This is a genomic window from Sinorhizobium sp. GQ132, from assembly GCF_059758575.1.
Genome location: NZ_JCAXDX010000001.1, coordinates 883312 through 905801, shown reverse-complemented (window position 1 = coordinate 905801; position 22490 = coordinate 883312). Strand labels below are relative to the sequence as shown.

General features: G+C 62.7%; 21 protein-coding genes. 9 read left to right on the top strand and 12 right to left on the bottom strand.

The features are described from left to right. The first annotated feature begins 249 nt into the window (after positions 1-249). The gene (locus tag AC6CIG_RS04090; protein WP_498322416.1) at positions 250-891 is read left to right on the top strand and encodes a hypothetical protein; all 642 of its coding nucleotides are present in this window, start codon (positions 250-252) and stop codon (positions 889-891) included. Between the two features lie 113 nt (positions 892-1004). On the opposite strand, the gene AC6CIG_RS04085 is transcribed toward AC6CIG_RS04090, so the two are convergent. After that, positions 1005-2063, bottom strand: a complete 1059-nt coding sequence (locus AC6CIG_RS04085) for a quinoprotein relay system zinc metallohydrolase 2 (protein WP_102763846.1) — start codon at positions 2061-2063, stop codon at positions 1005-1007. A gap of 173 nt (positions 2064-2236) precedes the next feature. Here AC6CIG_RS04085 and AC6CIG_RS04080 point away from each other — a divergent pair, with 173 nt between their 5' ends. Continuing rightward, a complete protein-coding gene (locus AC6CIG_RS04080; protein WP_498322414.1) occupies positions 2237-3049 on the top strand; it encodes a quinoprotein dehydrogenase-associated SoxYZ-like carrier in 813 nt (270 codons plus the stop codon). Positions 3050-3121: 72 nt separating this feature from the next. Here the strand turns inward: AC6CIG_RS04080 and AC6CIG_RS04075 are convergent, their stop codons facing one another. From AC6CIG_RS04075 to AC6CIG_RS04040, 8 genes are all read right to left on the bottom strand, one after another. Further along, the gene (locus AC6CIG_RS04075) at positions 3122-3475 is read right to left on the bottom strand and encodes a hypothetical protein (protein WP_018095879.1); all 354 of its coding nucleotides are present in this window, start codon (positions 3473-3475) and stop codon (positions 3122-3124) included. Further along, entirely contained in the window at positions 3472-4146 is a 675-nt protein-coding gene (locus AC6CIG_RS04070) for a hypothetical protein (protein WP_018095880.1), read from the bottom strand. Before AC6CIG_RS04070 ends, AC6CIG_RS04075 begins: the two co-directional genes overlap by 4 nt. Positions 4147-4252: 106 nt before the next feature. Further along, the gene (locus tag AC6CIG_RS04065; protein ID WP_498322413.1) at positions 4253-6496 is read right to left on the bottom strand and encodes a PAS domain-containing hybrid sensor histidine kinase/response regulator; all 2244 of its coding nucleotides are present in this window, start codon (positions 6494-6496) and stop codon (positions 4253-4255) included. Continuing rightward, entirely contained in the window at positions 6493-7662 is a 1170-nt protein-coding gene (locus tag AC6CIG_RS04060) for an FIST N-terminal domain-containing protein (protein WP_498322412.1), read from the bottom strand. The genes AC6CIG_RS04065 and AC6CIG_RS04060 overlap by 4 nt, the downstream gene beginning before the upstream one ends. A gap of 43 nt (positions 7663-7705) precedes the next feature. Then, positions 7706-8395, bottom strand: coding sequence for a response regulator (locus AC6CIG_RS04055; protein ID WP_498322410.1), 690 nt, complete (start codon positions 8393-8395; stop codon positions 7706-7708). Between the two features lie 223 nt (positions 8396-8618). Beyond that, a complete protein-coding gene (locus tag AC6CIG_RS04050) occupies positions 8619-8828 on the bottom strand; it encodes a hypothetical protein (protein ID WP_498322409.1) in 210 nt (69 codons plus the stop codon). A gap of 278 nt (positions 8829-9106) precedes the next feature. Further along, positions 9107-9961: a MurR/RpiR family transcriptional regulator gene (locus AC6CIG_RS04045; protein WP_100670828.1), complete on the bottom strand. Its 855-nt coding sequence runs from the start codon at positions 9959-9961 to the stop codon at positions 9107-9109. A 49-nt stretch (positions 9962-10010) separates the two neighbouring features. After that, entirely contained in the window at positions 10011-11036 is a 1026-nt protein-coding gene (locus AC6CIG_RS04040; protein WP_498322437.1) for a polyamine ABC transporter substrate-binding protein, read from the bottom strand. Between the two features lie 199 nt (positions 11037-11235). On the opposite strand from AC6CIG_RS04040, the gene AC6CIG_RS04035 reads away from it, so the two are divergent. The 6 genes from AC6CIG_RS04035 to AC6CIG_RS04010 all read left to right on the top strand — a co-directional run bounded on the left by AC6CIG_RS04035 (position 11236) and on the right by AC6CIG_RS04010 (position 17296). Then, positions 11236-12318, top strand: coding sequence for an ABC transporter ATP-binding protein (locus AC6CIG_RS04035; protein ID WP_498322408.1), 1083 nt, complete (start codon positions 11236-11238; stop codon positions 12316-12318). Between the two features lies 1 nt (position 12319). After that, positions 12320-13222, top strand: coding sequence for an ABC transporter permease (locus tag AC6CIG_RS04030; RefSeq protein WP_498322406.1), 903 nt, complete (start codon positions 12320-12322; stop codon positions 13220-13222). A gap of 10 nt (positions 13223-13232) precedes the next feature. Then, a complete protein-coding gene (locus tag AC6CIG_RS04025; protein ID WP_498322404.1) occupies positions 13233-14063 on the top strand; it encodes an ABC transporter permease in 831 nt (276 codons plus the stop codon). Between the two features lies 1 nt (position 14064). Then, entirely contained in the window at positions 14065-15192 is a 1128-nt protein-coding gene (locus AC6CIG_RS04020) for a DmpA family aminopeptidase (protein ID WP_498322403.1), read from the top strand. Positions 15193-15559: 367 nt separating this feature from the next. After that, entirely contained in the window at positions 15560-16591 is a 1032-nt protein-coding gene (locus AC6CIG_RS04015; protein WP_498322401.1) for a four-carbon acid sugar kinase family protein, read from the top strand. 3 nt (positions 16592-16594) lie between these two features. Next, positions 16595-17296 (top strand): FadR/GntR family transcriptional regulator, encoded by a 702-nt coding sequence (locus AC6CIG_RS04010; RefSeq protein ID WP_003532059.1) that lies wholly within the window; start codon positions 16595-16597, stop codon positions 17294-17296. Positions 17297-17355: 59 nt separating this feature from the next. On the opposite strand, the gene AC6CIG_RS04005 is transcribed toward AC6CIG_RS04010, so the two are convergent. Genes AC6CIG_RS04005 through AC6CIG_RS03995 form a run of 3 tightly spaced genes read right to left on the bottom strand, consistent with a single transcriptional unit; the run spans position 17356 to position 20611 of the window. Continuing rightward, positions 17356-18462 carry an iron-containing alcohol dehydrogenase family protein gene (locus tag AC6CIG_RS04005; protein WP_498322399.1) on the bottom strand — a complete coding sequence of 369 codons (1107 nt, stop codon included), beginning with the start codon at positions 18460-18462 and terminating at the stop codon, positions 17356-17358. After that, complete coding sequence (pdxA, locus tag AC6CIG_RS04000) at positions 18459-19424, bottom strand: 4-hydroxythreonine-4-phosphate dehydrogenase PdxA (protein ID WP_102763839.1); 966 nt, start codon at positions 19422-19424, stop codon at positions 18459-18461. The genes AC6CIG_RS04005 and pdxA overlap by 4 nt, the downstream gene beginning before the upstream one ends. Further along, positions 19424-20611, bottom strand: coding sequence for a sialidase family protein (locus tag AC6CIG_RS03995; RefSeq protein ID WP_498322398.1), 1188 nt, complete (start codon positions 20609-20611; stop codon positions 19424-19426). The genes pdxA and AC6CIG_RS03995 overlap by 1 nt, the downstream gene beginning before the upstream one ends. Before the next feature lie 316 nt (positions 20612-20927). Here AC6CIG_RS03995 and AC6CIG_RS03990 point away from each other — a divergent pair, with 316 nt between their 5' ends. Further along, positions 20928-22427, top strand: a complete 1500-nt coding sequence (locus tag AC6CIG_RS03990) for an ABC transporter substrate-binding protein (RefSeq protein WP_498322396.1) — start codon at positions 20928-20930, stop codon at positions 22425-22427. Positions 22428-22490: the final 63 nt, after the last annotated feature.

Sequence of the window (22490 nt, the reverse complement as noted above, 5' to 3'; positions counted from 1 at the left end):
TCCGGGGGCCTTCGAGCTCGACTTCGGTCACGACAAGGGGTTTTCCGGCCTGAACGGCCAGAGCAGCGCGAGTGCGCATGGATTCCTCCGGTACTACGTTATGTAAGGGACCCTTATGAGGGCTTGTACACAGATTACAGACGGGCCAAAGCACAAAGACAATTGCGACCTTAGTGTGTAAAACGCGACCTTTGGCTTCGTCCCCGGTCACCCTATACTGGCGCCCGTGAGAACACGGAGACATCAAGAATGAGAGTCGCCTGTCACGCGCTTCGCCGGATGCGCGGCTTGCCGCTCAAGCTGGCGATCGGTCTGGCGCTTTGCCTGACGCAAGCCCCCGGCATCGCAGCAGCAATGGATTTTTCCGATCCCGACTGGCCCTGTATCCAGCGCAAGGTCGAGAACCTGTCGGCGAGCCTGATGTGGCCCGCGCCGGTGACCCGCACGCCTCTTTCGCCCGAAGCAAACGATCTCGTGGAAGCCTTATCGCTTCGCCGGGTCAGCCTGGACGAGGCCGACGCGCATGTCAGGGCCTTTGTGGAGCGGAACAAGCAGGTCGACGGTCAACTGCTCGGCAACATCTTCTACGGCGTGTTCGACAATATCGCCGCGACCCGCCAGCGGCTGATCACGGGGATAGCCCGCTATTCCCGCAGCCAAATCGCGCTCTCGTCCCGCATCGAGGAGGCGCGCGTCGAGATGGCGAAGCTTTCGCGGGAGAAAAGCCCCGACTTCGACCGTATCGACAAGCTGGAGGAACAGATCGACTGGGATGAGCGCATCTATCGCGATCGCTCGCAGGCGCTCACCTATGTGTGCGAAACACCGGTGCTTCTGGAAAAACGCGCCTATGCCATCGCACAGATGCTGCTGAAGCATATGCCGGACTGACGCCTGAACGCATCGGATCCGCGCATCGTGCCTTCCGAGAAGCGATTCCGCCTTTCTCACCCCACGCTTTGAATCTGGTCACTTCCGCCCTACGCACTTTTCCTGAGAGTGCTCTAAGGATCCCACTCCATCTCCGTATAGGCGGACGTGGCGTTTTGCGGGTTCAAGAGGTCGAACAGGCGCCATCGCTCCGATTCGCTTTGACCGATGACCTCGCTTGCTTCCCCGAGCGCCAGGCCGTCGTCGAGCGCTTTCTTCGTATCGGACTCCAGAACACGGAGATAGCGTTCGAGCGGCGCGGCGGCCTCAGGCCAGTCGAGCAGCGGCCCTCCATGGCCCGGTACGACCTTCCGCGCGCCCAGCCCCTTCATTTCGGAAAGAGCGGCGAGCCAGCCGCGCAGCGATCCGTCGAGGGCCGGCGCGTGCCTGTCGAACAGCAGATCGCCGGCGAAAAGAATGCCGGACGTCCGGTCGAAGACGGTGAGGTCGGTAGAGGTGTGCGCCGTCGGCCAGGTGCGCAGCTCCAGCACCCTGCCGCCGAGGTCGATCGCCTCCTGCTGCGCTATCGCCCGATCCGGTGCGACTATGCGGCTGCCCAGGAAAGCCGCCTCGCCGATCCGCCGGGCGTAGCTTGCGCGATAGTTTTCGGCGCGGTCGGCGAGCGCACGCGGCAAATTGGCCTGGCCAATCACTGCCGCTCCTGCCTCGCGGAGCGGCTCGGCGCCGAAGACGTGGTCCGGGTGCATGTGCGTCAGGATCAGGTGACTGATCGGCAGGCGACTTCGTTCGCGGATCGCCAGATAGATCTCTTCTCCGAGCTTGCGCGCGCCGCCGGAATCGATCACGGCAACGCTGCGCGACCCCACGACGAAGCCGAAGTTGGACATGTCGCCGCCGTTTTCCGCATCCGGCTCCGCCACCCGGCCGCGATGCAGGAAGACCCCTGGGGCCGCCTCGCTGAAGGAGAGGGCCGAGCTGGGCCTCGGGGCACAAAATGGCGGCTTCTCGGTCCAGTCGCCCGGCTTGCGCGTGACGGAATGCAGCGCATGCTCGCACCCCGCTTTCGTCTCCGCCGCAAAGCCGGGCAGCAGTGCCACCCGGCAGATCTCGCTCGGCGGCGCGTCAGGTGCTGCTGCAGCAAGGATGCACATCGTCACGAATGCTTCGAACACCTTGAGCCCCCGGCATTCTCGAAAAAGTGGGCGTTACCCAAACCCGGCAATCACCAAGATTGCGGCCGCCGGTCGCGTCAGACAACATATCCGAAAGGCTCGCTTCTGCTCCCGGGCATCTCGTTCTATGCTATAAGATACTCGCAGCCTGTCCAAAAAGGGGGCTTTGAACCATGAAGCTCATTCTCGCGCTTGTTCCCGCCATGCTATCGGCAAGCCTCGCACTTGCCGAGCCGGAGAAGCCGAACAACCCGCTAGCAGACGGCGCGACATGGCAAGATTTGAAGGGCGACGTCGTCGGCGAAGCGCCCATTCTCGACGGCGCCGCCCTGTTCTCCGTCACCGCGCCCTACCGCGCCAACGACGCCGCGACGGTGCCGATCACGATCGAGCAGACGGACGCCGCGGCGGATCCGATCGAATCCCTCAAGCTGGTGATCGACGAGAACCCGGCGCCGGTGGCCGCCGAAATCGTCTTCGGCCCCGCGATGGCACCGCTGAAATTCGAAACCCGCGTGCGCGTCAACCAATATTCCAACGTCCGGGCGATCGCCGATACGCCGCGGGGCATTTTCATGAATGGCCGCTTCGTCAAGGCATCCGGCGGCTGCTCGGCGCCCGCCACAAAGGACCCGGTCGCGGCGCTGAAGGATATGGGACAGATGCGGCTGAAGCTCTTCGACGGCAAGGGGGACGGACAGAAAGCCCGCCGCGAGGCGCAGATCATGATCCGCCATCCGAACTATTCCGGTCTCCAGCGCGACCAGATCACCCAGCTCTTCGTCGGTGCGAAATTCATCACGGAATTGGTCGTGAAGCAGGGAGACGAGCTTCTGTTCTCGCTCGACGGCGGGATATCGATCAGTGAAAATCCGGTGTTCCGCTTCAGCTATACCGATAATGGTGCCCCGGACTTCACGGTCCATGCGGTCGATACGGACGGCAATGTCTTCGACCGCGTCCTGCCGAAGACGCCGCCCGCCTGAATGCGTGCTGAATTAGCCTGAGGTCACGCACTTCCGGACGGAAAACCGTTACACACTTTTCCTGGAAGTGCTCTAGAAGCACAGCATCTCCGCCTCCGCCTGGGCGCGTCTCAGATCCGCGACCATGGTGCGTGGCACGACCGCCGACTTGAACATGGCCAGCTGTTCACCGCTCCCCTGCTGGAGAGACAGCACCGTTTCAGCCTGGACATATTTGTCATAGGGCAGGATCGATGCGATCACATCGATCGAGCAGGCGCATTTGCTCAAGACTTCCCGGCTCTGGCCGTTGGCGGCCATGCAGCCGAACACATAGTCCGCCCGGACCTCGGTGGGGTAATCGTTGAGGCGCTCGGACATGCTCTGTCCGCGTGCGGGGATTGCCGCCGTCGCGATTGCGAGCGCTGTCAGGGCGGCGCGCATCATGGCCGGCCGCCCTCCGCAGCTTCTTTCAAGGTGATCGCGTGGGAATAGCCGGCCTCGGCCCCGCCCGCCGCCGAAGGAACGGTGGCCACCAGCGCATAATACCAGCCGGGAATCTCTTCCGACACGGTGACGGCGAGCGACAACTGCGAGATCCGCCCCATTTGCGCGCGCGCCTTGTCGTGTTCGAACGGCCGGATCGTCACCTCGCGCGCGGCGATTTCACGGTCGTGATAGCGCAGCGATACCGGCTCGATCTGCGCATCCCGCAGCAGGGCTTCCTTGACGCGGTTGCGCATGTAGAAGGGACTGCCGCCGGATTGTGCCGCAAGATCGGAAAGCACGCTTTCGAGAAAATACATGATCAGCGGATTGCCGACCGAGGCTGGATAGTTGCCGAGCCCCCGGGACTGGCTGCCCTGATGGAGCGTCATCGCGACGTTGTCGCCAACCTTGAGGCCGATCGTGAAGCTGCCGGCTCTCTGCCCTGCATCGGCCCCCGACACGACCTTGTCGTAGAGGAGCGAACTCTGCTCGTCTCCGGAACCGTCCTTCGCCGCGGCGAGCCCTTTCAACGCCGCCGAATGGAAGAGGAGCTCGTAGGTCTCCGCAGCAGCCGCGGGTCCGTGCCCCTGCCCCAGCAGGAATAGAGCGATCAGGAGAAAAATACGCATCGCAGATCCACCGTCCGATTGTGGCCCGTTCCGAGGCTCCGTTTACCGGCTTCGAGCCTAGCAGCGGCCCCGGCAATGTCATCGGATACCTTTGTCTATGTTTGTCTCACGCCACGCGGGCCCGGGTCTTCCAGTCGATCAGCGCCCTGAGCCGCACCAGCTGCACCGGCTTGGTGAGCACGGCGAAGGACATTTCGTTACAGAGCTGCAGGAATTGCCGCTGCCGGTTGGCGGAAATGATGATCGCCGGTATTTCGGCTCCCGCGAGCGCGCGCAGCGTATGGATGGTTTCTATGCCGTTGTCCTCTTCGTCGAGCTGATAATCGACCAGCAAGATGTCGGGGGCCGTGCCGATTTCCTGCATCAGCGCCGCCGCATCTGCAGTCGAGTCCGCCGCCAGAACGCTGGCTCCCCAGCTTTCCAGAACCTGAGTCATCGCGTGCAGCTCGTCGGCATCGTTTTCGACGATCATCACGATCAGATCGAGGCTGCCGTCGAGCATCGGCTCCATCCTCGGATCCTCGCTGACGCTGGCATGGCCGGGCGCGGCCAGCGGCACTTCGATCGAGAAGACGGAGCCCCGGCCCGGCTGCGATGCCAGCCGGATGGGGTGATCGAGATGCCTGCATGCCCGCTCGACGATCGACAGACCAAGTCCCATGCCCGGACCTTTTGCCGCGCCGCTTGCCCGGGTGAACTCCTTGAATATCCGTGTCCGGTCTTCCTCGGATATTCCGAGGCCGGTGTCCCACACTTCTATTCGCACGGCATCGCCCGTCAGCCGGCAACCGACCAGGACACGGCCGCGCTCCGTGTATTGAATGGCGTTCACGACAAGGTTCTGGACGCAGCGCATCAGGTAGCGCTGATCGCTGCTGATCCAGCGTGAGGAAGGCACGATCCGAAGGTCGATCCCCCTTTCCGTTGCCAGGGGCGCCAGATCCTCGGCCACGCCCTGCAGCAGGTTGCCGAGATTGAACGAGGTGACGTTGAACTCGGCTCCCGAACTGTCGAGGCGCGAAATGTCGAGAAGCGCCTGCAGGAGCGACTCGATCGAGGTGAAGGATCGCTTCAGGCGCCTGACCACCTCCTCCGTGCCCGGCTGCCCCCCCTTGTCCGTCAGCATCGACAGATAGAGTTTCGCGGCGTTGATCGGCTGAAGGAGATCATGACTGGCAGCCGCCAGAAAGCGGGTCTTGGACGTGTGGGCTGCCTCGGCAGCCTCCTTGGCGTGCCGAAGCGCCGCCTCGATCTTGGTCTGCTCGTCGGCGTGTATCTGCAGCAGGCGATTGGCCTCGGTCAATTCGGCCGTGCGCTCCTGCACCCGTTGCTCCAGAAGCGCCGAGGCCTGCGTCTCTGCCGTCACGTCCATGATCGAAACGATGAAACCGTCATCGGGCAGGGAATGGATGCGGATGTCGAGGCTCATGCCGTCGCGCCGGCGGAAGCGCTCCTGCACCGCCTCGCCGCGGCGCACCGCCTTGAACCAGCCGGCGACCCTGGATCGGCGCCCTTCCCGGTCGAGAATCTCGTGGCGCTCGACATGTTCGACGATGCGCTGAAAGGGACTTCCCTTTTTCAGAAGCGCAAGCGGCACGCCGAGAAGCTCACCGAAGCGCTCGTTGCGTACCAGCAATTCGCCGCCTGACGAAAACGTGCAGACGCCGAGCGACATGTGATCGAAGGCCGCCTGCAGCAGATGGGACTGCTGGTCGATCAGGCGGTTCTTCTCGCGCCGGTTCTCCCGCACGATGTCGGTGATTTCGGTCTGAAGCACCGTGATATTGCCGGAACTGGTCTGCCGATAGGAAATCTGGAACCAGCGATCGTTCCGCAGCACCATCACGAAGGACGAAAAGCGCTGGCCGGATCCCTGCCCCTTCGCCACCGGCTGAGGCCGGCCCGCCAGGCCATTCTCCTCCCGGTTCAGATACTTGCTTGCGTTGACCGCTGCCAGATAGTCGTCGAAACCGAGGCCGGGCTTGATCAGCGGCTCCACGTCGGGCAGCAAATTGCGGAACTGCGCATTGCACGCCTGCAGTCGTTCCTCGGAAAAAAGTGCGAAGCCGTCCTCCATCGCCACCATGGCATCGGCGAGATTTCTCTGAATCCGCTCCTGCGCCTGGTAGGCGACCTCGAGCTCGCTCGAGGCCCGGTCGAGCGTATCGAGAGCCTTTTCGAGATCCTTGGTCTTTTCCCAGACCTCCGCCTGAAGGGCGATGGCGGATTCGAACAGCGAATAGGCGGAGCCCCCGACTTCGTGGCCGCGCTCGGCCCGGTTGACCAGCGCCTCGATGATCCTTGCCTGCTTGGCGATCTGAAGTTCGTAGGGCTCGTTCGGATCGATCATAGCGGCGCTCCCGCCTTCGGCCGGAAAAAGGCGACGCCGACAAAGGTCTGGTTCACGTGCACGCCGAGATGCTGTTCTCCATAGGTGTTGAAGCCGACGACCCGGCGCTGCCGCAACTGCTCGGAAACCTCGCTGTCCAGACCTTTGCGCTCGATCTCGAGCTTGCGCAGATAACAATCGAAACCGAGGATGAAATCCGGGGCCTCGCCGTCATGGCCATTGACCGCCAGCCCCGTCTCGAGCGTTCGGATGATTTCCTTGCCGCGGCCGAGGCGCAACAGCAGACCATCGTCGATCGCCGACAGGAAGGTGAGCCCGTGCTCGCCTTGAATCTGCTGGATCGCCCGCACGTGATAGAGATTGCCGTTGCGCACCAGTACCGGATTCTCGGCGAAGACCATCGGCGACAATTCGCCGACCGGCACCTTGACCAGCCGGGCATATTCCTCCGCGGCCGGCGAACCGTTGATCTCCAGGACCAGCCGTTCCTCGGGGACCGCGCGGGTAACCACCATGCGCTTGTCGGTGGGCTGAAAATGATCGAAGCCGAGACCGCTGAACTCCAGATCCGTTTCGAGCAGAAGGAGGAGCGCGGCATTGCTGTGGAATTCACCGTTGCGAAGCACTTGGGTGCGCTGGAACCGCAGCCCGTCGCCGGCCGAACCGCCAAAGACGGGAATGTCCTTCAGCCCTGCCTCCAGGGCCGCCACCAGAATATCCTCCTGCTTGGACAGTCCGTCGGCGAAGATCAGCGCCAGCCGCTTGCGGCCCGGCGTCACGCGGAACTGTGTGGCGAGCCGCTCCGTCTGCGAAACGACATCGGCAATAGAGACCGGGGAGATCGGTTGGAACAGGATCGAGGCCACCCGAAAATGATGCCGCTGGAAGGCGACCGCCAGCAGAGTATCGTTTTCATAGCCGCGCGGCGTGATCTGGCCGGCTGTTGTGCAGCCGAAGACGACCGTGTTCGGCAGCGACTTTCTGAGCGCAGCGGCGAGGTCTTCCGGCTGCAGCCGGTCAGGCACGAACAGAAAGATGAAGCTCGGCCTCGCCGTGGCGAGCTGCCGTCTGATTTCAGCGAGGGCGGTGAACGCATCATCGGCGCGTGATGTCGCGAGCCGCACCGCCTCGGCGGGTTTGCGGTCAAGATCGTCGACAGCCGTCATGCACCGTCACCCTCCAACTCCATCCCGGCAGGCCGGGCACACCTCACTGCAGGCTGTGGCGGATCGTTACTTCGCGTACCAGCATCGCCGCCTGGGTGCGATTGTGGACGCCCAACCGGCGCAGAAGCGCTGTGATATGCGCCTTGACGGTCGCCTCGGCCAGTTGCATTTCGTAGGCGATCAGCTTGTTCGGCATGCCTTCGCAGATCAGGCTCAGAATGCGGGTCTGCTGCTGCGACAGATGGGCGATCTTGCGCGAGATCGTCTCCACAGACTGGTCCGTCGCGGTCGCGCGCGCCGGCACCGCATAGCCCGGCGGCACATAGGTCTTGCCGTTCCAGATATCCTGCATCGCTTCCTGGAAATTATGACGGTCGATGTCCTTGGGGATGAACCCCGCGGCACCGGCGGCGATGACCGATTGAACCACGTCCTTCGACGTGAAGGCGGAGATCACGATGACCGGAATATCGGGCATCTTCTCCTTGATTTTCAGAAAACCGCTCAGGCCGGATGCATCGGGTAGGTTCAGATCCAGCATGATCAGATCGGGCGAGAAGCGCATCCTGAGCTGCTGCAACGCTTCGCTCAGCGACGTCGCCGTTCTGATACGGCGCGTATTGAAGGTGCTTTCCATCGTCGCGGCCAGAGCATCGCAATAGAGCGGATGATCATCGATCACCAGGGCCGACTTTATCGAAAGCGAATGAACGGGCAAGGCTGTCCGCGGCATGGCTCTCCTCCCGAGATACTTCCAAGCCAACAGAGCGACTCAAAGCCACTCCGAGTTCACCGAGAATATCTCTCTCCCAGGCCGTCGTACTCTCCCCAGCACGACGCGAATCGTTGTCGCACAGTTTTCCACCCCGGGCAATTCCGAGATTTGCCATGCGACGCTACACTGTCGGCGATACCCTTACGACATTCAAGCGCCTCGTTCCGGGGTGCCCAGGCACTCAGACGGGGCGACTCGCATCCGCAACCCTGCATCGCCACTTCTTGACGCGAAGCGCCGGATGCTGCTCGGACCATTCGGCGATGTACACCGCAGACTGGAACATGCATTGATTCAACGACGTCAGGTCCTGAAACTGCAGTGTTTCCTCGCGGCACTTTTCGGGTGCCGTTGCAAGGCATACGGTCAGTACGAGCGTCACCGGCTCCATGACTTCTCCCGTTCGGATGAAGTTTACGCACGGGCTAATATAACCGTCCACCCGTGAATGCGCCAGCTGCCGGCCACGCACGAGCGTGGCCAAGTCGCCGTGCCGAAGGCGATGATCCCGGGATTGGTCGAGTATGGCGCGCATGACCCTTGCGTTCGCCGGCAAAGACCGCCTCCTTCCTCACTCTCGCACCATCCGATTTTGCATACGCACGCAATATTGCACCCGTGTTCACAGTCAGGCCCGTTCAGCAATCGCAATCTTCTGATCATGCGCGCTCAATTCTCGAAATCGCCGAAGATGTCTTGCAGGCGGGTGAGCGTGTCGACCCGCTCGCTCACCTCCTCGCCGAGCACGACAATGACGTTGCTCAACATGAGGTCCATGACCGCGGTCATGGTCGCGGCGCCGTCCCAAAGCGGTCCGTGGGAACCGGGGACGACGAGACAGACATCGGAAACGTCCTTGCCCCAAGGGCAGAATTCGTCGGTCAGGAGGACAACCTTGACGCCGGCGCGGCGCGCTTCGAGGGCGAGCGGCTTCGCCTTTGAAGCGAAGCGGCGGACATCGTGGAGGAACAGCAAACGCCCCTCGACCGAGCCGTCCAGCAATTCGGCGTAGGTACCGTTGAGGCCGTCGACGAATTGCACGCGGGGCCGCGTGTACGAGAGCTGGCTCGCGAAATATTGTGCAATGCCGCGCACGTTCTGGTAGGCGGCGACATAGACCTCGCTGGCGCCGACAAGCGCCTCGATCGTCTGTTGCCATTCCGGCGCGCTGGTAAGTTCGTATATCTGACCGAGATTGTCGATCTGCTGCTGGATGAGGCGGGCAAGGAGTTTGCCCTCTCTCCGGTCCTCTTCCAACCGATCGACCTGCGCCTTGACCTGCCAGGCCGGGTTCGACCGGCCGCGGCGCAGCTCGCCCTTGAGCTCATCCAGCCCGTCGAAGCCCATGCGGCGCAGGTAACGGCCCACCGTCATGGGCGAGAGTTCCAGTCTCTGAGCAATCGAACGCGCTGTCTCGAAAGGCAGATCGGCGATGTTGCGCTCGATATAGTTGGCGATCAGCTTGTCGGATTTGGACCGTCTGAGGTCGTCGGACTGAACGAGCTTCAGAATTCGTTTCGACACGTCGCCCTCTTCCAAAGGACCGCCCGTCCAAAAACGGGCGGGTACGCCATCACTGCGCCGTCTTCACCCGCGTCCAGGCGCGATCGAACTGACGGAGCGCCGGCCCGAGATCCTCGAAAATCTGCAGGCGCGCCATCGTATCGGCCGGCGGATAGATTTCCTTGCTATTCTTGATCTGCTCGGGGGTCAATTGCCGCGCGGGGACATTGGCGGTGCCGTTGGTCTGCTGCGCCACGTTGAGCGCCGCCACCTCCGGGCGCGTGTAGAACTGGAGGAACTTGATGGCATTCTCCTTGTTCGGCGCGCTTTTCAGGACACAGACATCTTCCTGGTACATGGTCGCCCCTTCCTCGGGGATCACGTAGCCGAGGTCCTTCTGATTGCCGAAGACGTCGACCATGGCTCCGACGAAGAAATGACCGGCTGCGACGTCGCCGGATTGAACCATCGGCCGCGTGTCGTAGGTGAAGGCAGCCACATAAGGCTTCATTTCAATGATCGTGTCGGCCGCCTGCTGGAGCTGCGCCGGGTCGGCCGAGTTGACCTTGTGCCCGTTGAGCATGAGTCCTACCGCGAGCACCTCACACATGTCGTCGAGAAGTGTGAACTTCAGCCCTTTCTCCTTGACTGTGGCGATCAGGTCCTTCCAGCCGGTGATGTCCTTGCCGAGCACTTTGCGGTTGTAAAAAATGCCAACCGATCCCCAGGCATACGGCAGGCAGTATTCGCCGTCCGGATCGCTCTTGGCCCGCAGGAAGGAAGGATCGATATTCTTGAAGCCCTCGTAGCGGCCAATGTCCGTTTTCTCCAGGAGGTCGAGCTTGGCCATGATGTCGTGCATGTGCACGGAGGGAAAGACGATGTCGTAACCCGTCGCGCCGCCCTGGATTTTCGCGAGCATTTCCTCGTTGGAGGAATAGGTCGACAGGTTGACCTTGATCGAGGTCTCCTCCTCGAATTTCTTGAGCACCTCCGGATTGATGTACTCACCCCAGTTGTAGATGTTCAGTTCTGCGGCACATGCCAGGCCGGTCGTCGCCAGAAATGCGGCAAGGGAAAACACAGTGCCGCGCATCCATGCGCGGAGTCCGGATGTGCCGGCGCGATCATTCGTTGTCATCGAAATTCTCCTCTGAAGTTTCGGTGCGCCCGTGCGTTCCCTGCACCGGCTTTTCCCGCCACGACTTCTTCCGGCCGTTGACTTGGATGCACAAATGGTATCCATATATCCTAATCGCACAAGCGTTATTTTAATAACATTTTGGGGAACGATGATGCGAGAATCCATAGTCTGCCTGGAGAAGGCGGCGAAAACCTTCGCCGCGCCTGAAGGTCATAGCGTGACGGCGCTTGAGGCAATCGACCTCAGCGTCCGCCGGAACGAATTCCTCACTCTGCTCGGTCCCTCCGGTTGCGGAAAGACAACCCTTCTGCAGGCGATCAGCGGTTTCGTGGAACTCGATTCCGGCCGGATCATGATCGATGGTGACGATATGACGGAGCGGCCGCCCTATCGGCGCCCGGTCAACACCGTTTTCCAGAATTACGCGCTCTTTCCCCACATGAGCGTTGCGGAGAATACGGGCTACGCGCTCGAAGTGGCGGGGGTGGCGAAAGCGGAGCGCGCCAAGCGCGTGGCCGAGGCGCTGCACTTGGTTGGCCTGGAGGGTCTGGAACGCCGCATGCCACGCCAACTCTCCGGCGGCCAGCAACAGCGTGTGGCACTCGCCCGCGCCATCATCGCCCGCCCCAAGCTTCTCCTTCTCGACGAACCACTCTCCGCGCTCGACAAGAACCTGCGCCAGGCCATGCAGATCGAACTCAAGACATTACAGCACGAGCTCGGCATTTCCTTCATCTTCGTCACCCACGACCAGCAGGAAGCGCTCACCATGTCCGACCGCGTCGCCGTGCTTTCCGGCGGGCGCATCCAGCAGATCGATACGCCGCGCGCTGTCTACGACCGACCGAAGAGCAGCTTCGTGGCAACCTTCGTCGGCGCGAGCAACCTTTTCGAAGGACATGCAGACGGGGTGCAATTCGTGACCGATGACGGGATCGCCATTTCCCATGCGCTGCCGGGCTCCACGGGGCCGGCAACGGCACTTATACGGCCGGAACAGTTCTTCCTGGCAGGTCCCGGCGAAGGCTTCCCGAGTGTTGACGTTGACCTCGAACAGATCGTCTTCGTCGGCTCGGTGTTCGAAATCTTCGGCCGCACGCCGACCGGGCGGCGCGTCATCGCGGAAATTCCGGCCGCGCGCCGCAGTCTCATAGGCGAGATCGAACAATCGCGCCGCGCACGCCTCGCCTACGACCCCTCAGCCGTCCATCTGATCCCCGCCGAGGCGGCCTGACATGTCGTCGATCGCGCTGCGCCGCCGCACTCAGCTCGCCGTCCTGATCGGTCCGGTCTCGATTTTCCTCGCCGTCTTCTTCCTTGGGCCGCTTGGGATCATGATCGTCACGAGTTTCCTTGCGCCCGGCCTTTACGGCGGCGTGGAATGGACATGGTACCCGCACAACTACGGCCGCATTCTCGGATTCGCCGATCCGATGTTCGAAGATTTCGACCCGGTCTACATTTCCATCTTCTTTCGCTCCCTGAAGATCGCCGCGCTGACGGTGGTCGCGACACTTCTCGTCTGTTATCCGGCTGCCTTTTGCATCAGCCGGCTTTCGGAACGCTGGAAGAATTTCTGCCTCTTCCTGATCACCCTGCCCTTTTTCACCAGCCTTATCGTCCGGCTGTTCATCTGGGTGCTGATCCTGCGACAGACCGGCCTCGTCAACGGCGTACTGCTCGGCACGGGTGTCATTGCCCGGCCGCTGGACCTCATATATACCGACGGCGCGATCATCCTCGGCATGGTCTACATCTTCATTCCCTTCATGTTCATGCCGGTCTATGCGAGCGTGGAAAAGCTTGACTGGACGCTCGTCCGCGCCTCCCTCGATCTTGGTGCCGGGCCGGTCCGCACTTTCCTGCGCATCATCCTGCCGCTGACGGCGCCCGGGATCGCCGGCGGCGCGCTGATCGTCTTCATCCCGGCGCTCGGCAACTTCGTCGTTCCCGCGGTTCTCGGCGGGGCCAAGGTGATGATGCTGGGCAATCTCATCGAGCAACAGTTCCTTTCGGCGCGGAACTGGCCCTTCGGATCAGCGCTCGCGATGATGGTCATGAGCGTCATGCTCGCCCTGCTGTTCGTCCATGTGATCCTGTCCGGCCGCCGCGGGATCGATGCCGCGACCGGCCGCTGAAGGAGGTGCAATGAAAATCCTCGCTACCCTCGGACGCGGCAGCCTGATCGCATATACCGCGCTGTTCTTCGCCTTCATCTACATCCCGCTGGTCTTGATCGGCGTCTATTCGTTCAACTCCAACCCCGTGAACATGATGACGTGGACGGGGTTCACCACCGAGTGGTACGCACAGGTTCTCGGCTTCAAGACGACGGTCTCGGAGAACGCGCTCTATATCGAATCGACCGACCAGCTGGTTCAAGCCGTCTGGAACAGCCTGGTCATCGCCGCCTCGACGACGGCCATCGCCACGATCCTCGGAACCGCGATCGCGATCGGGCTCTACCGCTTCGATTTCTTCGGCCGGCGCCTCTACAGGGCCGTCATGTTCATGCCGATGCTGATGCCGGATATCGTGCTCGGCATTGCGCTCCTGATCTTTTTCGTGAATGCCGGCGCGAACCTCGGGCTGAAGACGATCATCATCGGTCAGTGCACCTTCCTGATCTCCTATGTCTTCATCGTCGTCTCTGCCCGCCTCGCCGGCATGGACCGCACGCTGGAGCATGCTTCGGCCGATCTCGGCGCGAAGGAATGGACGACCTTCCGGAAGGTGACATTCCCGCAGCTCCTGCCCGGCATCGTCGGCGGCGCTCTCCTCGCCTTCATCATCTCGATGGACGACCTGGTCATCACCTATTTTATCGCCGGCGTCGACGTGACGACGCTGCCAATGTTCATTTTCGCCATGCTCCGGCGCGGCATCAAGCCGGAGATAAACGCAATCGCCGTGATGATGCTGACCTTCTCCTTCGTCGTCGCCTCGCTCGGCCTCTACCTCCGTTCCCGGCAGAAGTAACATGAATCAGACTCCCAAGACCAAAGTCCGCGCTCGGGATCTCGGCCTGGCTTTCTTCGGACCTACGGGACCCAACAATGCCATTACCGACGTGGAAGGCGTCGCCGTAGGCTTCCGCACGATCCGCGAGGAGACGCCGCGGCCCGGCCGCAACCTGCCGGTGCGCACGGGTGTGACCGCGATCCTCCCGCATGCGCAAAGCGATACACCTGTCCCGGTCTATGCCGGCGTGCATCGCTTCAACGGCAATGGCGAGATGACCGGAACGCACTGGATCGAAGACGGCGGCACGTTCCTGGGGCCGGTGATGATCACCAACACCCACGCGGTCGGCATCACGCATCATACGACCGTCCGGTGGATGCTGGAGCGCTACGCCTCGACTTACGAAACCGGTGACTTCCTCTGGCTCATGCCGGTGATCGCGGAGACCTATGACGGGGTGCTGAACGACATCAACGGCATGCCGGTCTCTGAAGCGGATGTGCGTGCCGCCCTCGCGGCGCTTGCCCGCGGGCCCGTGGCCGAAGGGAATTGCGGCGGCGGGACCGGCATGATCGCTTACGGCTTCAAGGGCGGCACGGGCACGGCCTCGCGCATTCTCTCCTTCGGTGGCCGGGACTACACGATCGGCACGCTCGTGCAGGCAAATCATGGTCAGCGGGACTGGTTGACGATTTGCGGCGTGCCGGTCGGCAAGCATTTCCGGGACAACACGCCTCAAAGCCAGTTGCAGGAGCGCGGATCCATCATCGTCGTGATCGCCACGGACCTGCCCATGGCGCCTCACCAGCTCAAGCGGGTCGCACGCCGCGCCGCTATCGGCATCGGCCGCAATGGGACGCCTGGCGGCAACAATTCCGGAGATATCTTTCTCGCCTTCTCCACCGCCAATAAGCAGCCGATGCTTCATCGCGCGCCACCTTTGCTGCCCCTGCAGATTGTCAATGACGAACAACTCGACCCGATCTACGCGGCGACGGTGGACAGCGTCGAAGAAGCCGTCGTCAATGCAATGCTGGCGGCGGAGGACTGCGGCGGCACGCCACATGACCGTCTGAAGATCGACGCGATTCCTCATGACGCGCTGGTCGACCTGCTCGGACGGCACGGCCGCCTTGCAGTGTGAAGCCGCAGATCAACCTTTCCGGGCGGAGTGATTTCACAACGGTGAGAGCGCCGTGCCGTCCGTCGGTTCTCCCGAACTTAAGGTCACATGAGACGGGCTGCGTCCGAAGCCCGGCAGAACTCCTGAACCCGCGACAGATCGGCCACTGTCACGATCGAGACGCCGCCTCTCTCTGGTGTCGGAAGGCGAACATGCGCTACATCGTCGGCCGGCTCGTGGCCGTACGGGGCCACATAGCCTTCATCCCAGAAGGCAATCAGCAGCTTACGCGGCGGCATATTTGTAAATTTAAATTTGCAAATCCTTGCAATACATGTAGAAAATACGGCACGTAAGATAACAACAATCGGATTTGCAGCGTCTCCCCATGCTTGTCATTCTCGCCGATGATCTGACGGGTGCCCTTGATTCAGCTGCCCCGTTTGCGGGCCGCGGCCTTCATACGGAAGTCGCTCTCGCCCTGGACTCCGTGGATGCTGCACTGGCGGACGGACCGGACATCCTCGTCGTCAACGTGAAGTGCCGCGAGGTTTCCCCGGATGAGGCGCGCAAGGCGACATCCGACTTCCTGAAGCACGTCCCCGAAGATGCGCGGATTTTCAAGAAGGTCGACTCGAGGCTGAAGGGCAATATCGAGGCCGAACTCGACGCTACCCCTTTTTCGCGCGCCCTTGTCGCGCCGGCCATCCCCGATTTCGGCCGTATCGTGGTCGACGGCCAAGTCCGGGGGTTCGGTGTGGAGGCGCCTATCCCGGTCGCTCAGAGGCTCGGCCGGCATGCGGCTCGCGCATTGATCCCCGATACCATGTCGCGCAAGGACATGCTCGCCGCATTGGCGAGCGCCGAGACGGCCGGCTGCGATCTCATGATCGGCGCGAGAGGCCTTGCCGATGCACTTGCCCACCGGATGACGGATAGCGAAACGCTGCCGCTGATCCCGCTGCCCCGCAAGCCTATATTGATCGTCGTCGGATCGCGCGACCCGATCACCGTCGAGCAGGTCGACGTGCTGCGCGATAACCGCCCCGCCGAGTATATCCCGGCGGTCGGAGGCAGGGTGCTGAAGCCCGGCACCCCGGTGACCGGAGCGGTGACGATCATTCAGGCGGTCGAAGGCGAGACGCCGCTCAGCCCGGCCGAGGTCTCCGCCAACCTGGCCGACAGCGTCGTTCCGGCCTTCACCGGCGCGGCCACGACCCTGCTTCTTACCGGTGGCGCAACGGCCGAGGCCGTGCTGGCAAGAATGGGCGTTTCCCGTTTCCGCCTCCTCGGCGAATGCATGCCCGGAATGGCGCTGGCCTTCGCCGACGGCCGATATATCATCACCAAGTCCGGCGGCTTCGGCGGGCCGGATACGCTGAGCGACATCGCAAGGCAAATCACGGGGGAGGCGAGATAGACGATGGGACTGCAGGAAGGGACCCCCCGCAAGGGCCTGCCCGACATCGTGTTCGAAAGAATGCACCGCGCGATCAAGTCCGGCGCCTATAAGCCGGACGAGCGTCTGCCGACGGAGCATGAGCTGGCGACGGAGTTCGAGGTATCCCGGCCGATCGTCCGGGAGGCGCTGAAGCGCCTCAGGGACCAGGGGCTCATCTATTCCCGGCGTGGCGCGGGCAGTTTCGTGAGAGCCGTGGGCCTTCGCGAGCCGCTCGGTTTCGGCCAGCTCGAAAACGTCGCCGATCTCCTGAACTGCTATGAATTCCGGCTGACGCTGGAGCCTGCGGCTGCGGCCGCGGCAGCGCTCCGGCACGACGAGACGAGCCTCGCATCGATCCGCCGGGCACTCGAACTGCTGCGCGACGCCACCAACCGGCAATCCCACCGGGAGGATGCCGACTTCCAGTTCCATCTTGCGATCGCCCGTGCGGCCCAGAACAGCTACTTCTCGACCGCCATGGAGGCGCTGAAGGAGCACATCGCCGTGGGCATGAAGTTCCATGGCATCTCGGTGAAGCGAGAGGCCAGCGGCCTCTCCAGGGTTTTCGCCGAGCACGAGGCGATTGCCGATGCCATCGCCGCGGGCAGTGCGGAGGAGGCCCGCATGCTGATGCTGAAGCATCTGACCGGATCGCGCGACCGTCTGTTCCTGGCCTCACAGTAGAGGCAGAACCGGCCGGGGAAGGCGAAGGGAGAGAAGCATCTCCCCAGTCGCAACAGGCCTTAGAACGCCGCCCGATAGATCTCCAGCACATCCGCCTCGCTCATGTCGACCGGATTGTTGTCCATCAGCCGTCGGATCGCATGCGCATCGGCGGCAAAGCGCGGCAGGTCGGACTCCTTCGCGCCATTGGCGGCCAGAGACATCTCTATGCCGAGGCTGGCGCAGAAACCTTTCGCGGCCGAGAGCAGATCACGTTGCGAGAGATCTTTGCCAAGCCCCAGGGCATCCGCGACTTCCGCCGTCTTTGCCACGACGGCCGGCTGGTTGAAGGCGAGCACATGCGGAAAGATGATCGCATTGGCGAGGCCGTGCGGCAGATGCAGCAGCGTGCCGAGCGGATAGGATATGGCGTGCCCGGCTGCCGTGTTGACGGGACCGAGACATATGCCGCCGTAATAGGATGCCAGCATCATCCCCTCGCGCGCTTCGGTATCTTCGCCGTCGCGCACGGCACGGGCGAGATATTTGCCGACGAGGTTGAACCCCATGCGGGCGAAGCCGTCGATCATCGTATGGGCCTTGCGGTTGGTGAAAGCCTCGACGCAGTGGGCCATGGCATCCACGCCGGTCGCCGCGGTGACGGCAGGCGGCACGCTGTAGGTGAGTTGCGGATCGAGCACGGCGAGATCGGCGATCATGTGCGGACTTTCGACCGCGATCTTGATGCCCTTGTCCGGGTCGGTGATCAGCGAACGGATCCCGGCCTCAGAACCCGTGCCGGCGGTCGTCGCGACCTGCGCAAGGCGCGTGTTGCGGCCGGCCACGCGATTGGGCCCGGCGACATCGGCGAGCGATTGCCCGGAGTCCCAGAGCACCGCGACCAGCTTGGCGACATCCATCACCGAGCCGCCGCCAAGACCGACGATCAGGTCCGGGCGCGCTTTCCGCGCGGCATCCAGCGCCGCCTCGAGTGTCGCGATATCCGGTTCGCCGGGGATCGCGTCGAATAAGTCGACCTCGCCCGAGAGCTTCAGGCTGTCGGCAAATCCGGACGTGACCGGCGTCGCGATGACCAGGGTGGAGCCGACCTGACCGGCCCAGGCGCCGACTTCCCCGATGCTTCCGGCGCCGACGACGAGTCGGCGCGGCTGATGGATCGTGATCATGACGCTGCCTTTCTGCCTGCCTTGCCGGCCACGAGTTTGCGCGCATAGGCGATCGCGGAATTCAGGTTGCCGTGATTGGCGATACCCTTTCCGGCGATATCGAAGGCAGTCCCATGATCGACGGAGGTGCGGTCGATCGGAAGATCTACGGAAACATTGACCGCCGTATCGAAGGCGACCAGTTTGATCGGGATATGACCCTGGTCGTGATATTGCGCGACGACCAGATCGAAGCCTCCCGAATAGGCGCGATGGAACACGGTATCGGCGGAGATAGGCCCCTGCACATCGATGCCTTCTTCACGCGCGGCCGCCACTGCGGGCCCGATCTGATCATCGTCTTCCGTGCCGAACAGGCCGTTCTCGCCGCAATGGGGATTGATGCCGGCGACCGCGATGCGCGGGTGCTCGTAGCCGATGCGCTTCAGATGCGCGTTGCCGGCGCGGATCGTGGCAAGAACCCGCTCGGTGGTGGCGCGGCCGATCGCCTCCTTGAGCGACACATGGGTGGAGACGTGGATGACCTTGAGTCGCTCGGAGGCAAGCAGCATATAGGCGGCGCTCGATCCGGTCAGGCTGCGCAGCATGCCGGTATGGCCGTCGTAATGATGGCCCGCCATGTTAAGTGCTTCCTTGTTGATCGGCGCCGTGACGATGCAGCCGATGTCGCCTGCCTGGGCATCGCGGACCGCGCGCTCGATGAACCGGAAGGCTGCGTCGCCTGCCACTGCCGAAAGGCTTCCCCATGTGAGCGGCGCGCCCTCGACCGGAAGGTCGACGACATAGGGCTGAAGATCGACCGAGAGGCCAAGCGCCTCCCTTGCAGCCTCAAGCGTCGCAAGGTTGCCGTAGATGCGGGTCGCCTCCCGGTCCGCAGCCGACATCTCAGCAAGCGACCGGACCGTGATCTCCGGTCCGACGCCACAGGGATCGCCCATGGTGATGCCGATAATCTTGCTCATCAGTTTCTCCCCTCGTCGGCCCACCCGGGCGGCAGACGGACATATTTGATTGCGCGCCGATGGTAGGTGTAGGCGACGTGCAGACTGCCGTCGTCCCCTTCCAGGAGCCACGGATAGGACATTTCCTTGTTGTGTCCGTCGGTCGAATTGTTGGAAAGGCAGGTCCCCGGACCGTCCTCGATCACGATACGGTCGGGGAAGGTGCGCCCGCCGTCGGCCGACAGGCAGACGCTCACCGGCGCCCGCGGCACGCCCCAGATCGGCACGCATCCGCCTGAAGGATCGGCATCGGGCCGGCCGTCGTCGTCTCCGAGCTCGTCGTAAAGCGATGCGCGCCGGTCGGCCGAAAGGGCCGCATTCACCGGATTGCAGATCATCGCCAACCGGCCGTCCCCGAGCCGGACGACGGCGATCGAGGAATTGTTGTTGGGTACGTCGGTCGGCGCCGGGAGGCTCCACGTCCGCCCGCCGTCGACGCTCTCGACGCGGTAGACCTGGTCCGCCTGGCGGCGGCGGAAGAAAGCCGCGTAGCGGGTGTCGCCGACAGCCACCGGGCTCATGTGCACGCAACCGATCGAACCGGCGAGGTCGGCGAGTTGCCAGCTTCGGCCGCCATCGGTCGAAATGCCGACGGCCGCATTGTCGTGACTGCCGTTCCACTTCTGACCGGGGCGCTGGATGCAGCGAAAGATCGGCAGCAGCCAAGCCCCGTCATCTCTGATGACGAGCGGCGCGCGGATGAAGCAGCCGCGCGGCAGGTCGAGATAGCGCCCCTCGGAAGCGGCAAGCCTGGCCGGATCAGCGGCATCCCTCTCGATTGCGGCCATCCGGATGCGGCATTCGTCCTGATTGCCCGAGGGCTGCGACGTGTGGAAAAGCCAGAGCCGCCCGTCGGGCGCCGTGAACAGCACCGGGTTCTGCTCGGAGTGCTCGGCATCGAAACTCAGCCGCTGCGGCTCGCCCCAGTGCGCGGCGCCGGGGGCGAGCACCGACGCGAAGATCGAAATGTCGGATTTTCCCTCGAGCGTCCCGCCGAACCAGGCACAGACGAGACTTCCGTCCTCGAGCCTGTGCAGAAAGGCTGCGTGGTTCTGCACCATGGGCGAGGGCAGGAGCGATTCCAATCGCCCTCCCCCGGTCTCCCGGAGCTTGCCGGTCATTGCGTTTGCGATTTCGTCAGGCGTCATGAAAGCCTCCTCATACATCGGACAATCGCGGAATTTCGCAAGTTGTCAAGTTTTCTATTTTCGTATGGCGCTATCGAACTCGAGCATTGATGTCGATAAACATCTGTTTTTATGTGATATTTTCTGTTGTAAAATTTTTCATTTCAGGATGGAGGCGAAAACAATTTGACAAACTTGATAAGAAATCGGATGGTCTGGTCAATTCGGCGGCAGAAGGGCGCTTAGCGGCGAGGAGGCTGATTGCCGCAGCCTGCATGGAGAGAGGCGGACGAAGTCGCCGCGCCACACACGAGATCCTAGAGGGAGGAGAATGCAAATGAAAAGAACACTGATTATGGGAGCCCTGATGCTGGGCTCCGCGCTCGCCCCGGCCTTCGCGGCATCCGGGCCGGTCAAGATCGTTCTGCCGGAAGAGGCGGACCTGCTCGAACCCTGCATGGCTACGCGCTCCAATATCGGCCGCATCATCATGCAAAACGTCAGCGAGACCCTGACCGAGCTCGACCTTCGCGAGGGCAAGGGCCTGATGCCACGCCTTGCCGAGAGCTGGGAGCAGAAGGAGGATGGGAGCTGGCGCTTTCACCTGCGCAAGGGCGTGAAGTTCTCCGACGGCACCGACTTCAACGCCAAGGACGTCAAGTACAGCTTCGACCGCGTGATGAGCGACAAGAATGCCTGTGAGTCGCGCCGCTATTTCGGCGGCATGAACATCAAGATCGACGTCGTCGACGACACGACCGTCGATTTCACGGTCGATCCGGTTCAGCCGATCCTGCCGCTGCTCCTGTCGCTGCTGACGATCGTGCCGGAAGAGACGCCGATGGAATTCGTGCGCGAACCCGTCGGCACCGGCCCCTACAAGCTGACCGACTGGACGCCCGGACAGCAGATCGTGCTTTCCGCGCGCGACGACTACTGGGGCGAAAAGCCAGAGGTTACCGAGGCGACTTATCTGTTCCGCGCCGATCCTGCGGTCCGCGCCGCCATGGTCCAGACGGGTGAGGCCGATCTGTCGCCGTCCATCTCGCAGACCGAGGCGACCAACCCGGCCACCGACTTCTCCTATCTCGACAGCGAGACCGTCTATCTGCGCATCGACCATAATATCGAGCCGTTGAACGACGTCCGCATCCGTCGCGCTCTGAACCTTGCAATCGACCGCGAAGCCTTCCTCGGTACGCTGGTGCCCGACAGCGCCGTCCTCGCCACCGCGATCGTTCCGCCGCCGACGCTCGGCTGGAACCCCGACGTGAAGGTCTTCCCCTACGATCCGGAGCAGGCCAAGAAGCTCATCGAAGAGGCCAAGGCCGATGGCGTCAAGGTAGACACGCCGATCACCATCATCGCGCGCACCGCGAACTTCCCGAACGTGACCGAGATCATGGAGGCCATCCAGGCGCAGCTGCAGGAGGTCGGGCTCAAGGTCGAGCTCAAATTCGTAGAAGTCGCCGAGCACGAAGTCTATTATTCGAAGCCCTTCAAGGAAGGACGCGGTCCGCAGCTGGTTGCCGCGATGCACGACAACTCGAAGGGCGACCCCTCCTTCTCGATGTTCTTCAAATACGACTCCGAAGGCACGCAGTCGGGCTTTTCCGATCCGAAGGTCGACGACCTGATCGCCCGTGCCTCGGCTGCCGTCGGAGACGAACGCGCCAAGCTCTGGTCCGAGCTCATCGCCTACGTCCATGACGAGGTGGTGGCAGATGTGCTGCTGTTCCACATGGTCGGTTTCTCGCGGGTGTCCGAGCGACTGGACTTCAAGCCCACGATGGCGACGAATTCCATGCTGCAGCTCTCCGAGATCAAGATCAAATGATCTGAACCGCGGACGAGCGGCCATTCGAAATGAAACTTCCGGCGGCGGGACCCCCGCCGCCTC

Bases quoted from the DNA above. Each gene is read 5' to 3' on its own strand.
- AC6CIG_RS04090 (WP_498322416.1), top strand. From the start codon at position 250: ATGAGAGTCGCCTGTCACGCGCTTCGCCGGATGCGCGGCTTGCCGCTC.
- AC6CIG_RS04080 (WP_498322414.1), top strand. From the start codon at position 2,237: ATGAAGCTCATTCTCGCGCTTGTTCCCGCCATGCTATCGGCAAGCCTC.
- AC6CIG_RS04075 (WP_018095879.1), bottom strand. From the start codon at position 3,475: ATGATGCGCGCCGCCCTGACAGCGCTCGCAATCGCGACGGCGGCAATC.
- AC6CIG_RS04070 (WP_018095880.1), bottom strand. From the start codon at position 4,146: ATGCGTATTTTTCTCCTGATCGCTCTATTCCTGCTGGGGCAGGGGCAC.
- AC6CIG_RS04065 (WP_498322413.1), bottom strand. From the start codon at position 6,496: ATGATCGATCCGAACGAGCCCTACGAACTTCAGATCGCCAAGCAGGCA.
- AC6CIG_RS04060 (WP_498322412.1), bottom strand. From the start codon at position 7,662: ATGACGGCTGTCGACGATCTTGACCGCAAACCCGCCGAGGCGGTGCGG.
- AC6CIG_RS04055 (WP_498322410.1), bottom strand. From the start codon at position 8,395: ATGCCGCGGACAGCCTTGCCCGTTCATTCGCTTTCGATAAAGTCGGCC.
- AC6CIG_RS04050 (WP_498322409.1), bottom strand. From the start codon at position 8,828: ATGGAGCCGGTGACGCTCGTACTGACCGTATGCCTTGCAACGGCACCC.
- AC6CIG_RS04040 (WP_498322437.1), bottom strand. From the start codon at position 11,036: ATGCGCGGCACTGTGTTTTCCCTTGCCGCATTTCTGGCGACGACCGGC.
- AC6CIG_RS04035 (WP_498322408.1), top strand. From the start codon at position 11,236: ATGCGAGAATCCATAGTCTGCCTGGAGAAGGCGGCGAAAACCTTCGCC.
- AC6CIG_RS04030 (WP_498322406.1), top strand. From the start codon at position 12,320: ATGTCGTCGATCGCGCTGCGCCGCCGCACTCAGCTCGCCGTCCTGATC.
- AC6CIG_RS04025 (WP_498322404.1), top strand. From the start codon at position 13,233: ATGAAAATCCTCGCTACCCTCGGACGCGGCAGCCTGATCGCATATACC.
- AC6CIG_RS04020 (WP_498322403.1), top strand. From the start codon at position 14,065: ATGAATCAGACTCCCAAGACCAAAGTCCGCGCTCGGGATCTCGGCCTG.
- AC6CIG_RS04015 (WP_498322401.1), top strand. From the start codon at position 15,560: ATGCTTGTCATTCTCGCCGATGATCTGACGGGTGCCCTTGATTCAGCT.
- AC6CIG_RS04010 (WP_003532059.1), top strand. From the start codon at position 16,595: ATGGGACTGCAGGAAGGGACCCCCCGCAAGGGCCTGCCCGACATCGTG.
- AC6CIG_RS04005 (WP_498322399.1), bottom strand. From the start codon at position 18,462: ATGATCACGATCCATCAGCCGCGCCGACTCGTCGTCGGCGCCGGAAGC.
- pdxA (WP_102763839.1), bottom strand. From the start codon at position 19,424: ATGAGCAAGATTATCGGCATCACCATGGGCGATCCCTGTGGCGTCGGA.
- AC6CIG_RS03995 (WP_498322398.1), bottom strand. From the start codon at position 20,611: ATGACGCCTGACGAAATCGCAAACGCAATGACCGGCAAGCTCCGGGAG.
- AC6CIG_RS03990 (WP_498322396.1), top strand. From the start codon at position 20,928: ATGAAAAGAACACTGATTATGGGAGCCCTGATGCTGGGCTCCGCGCTC.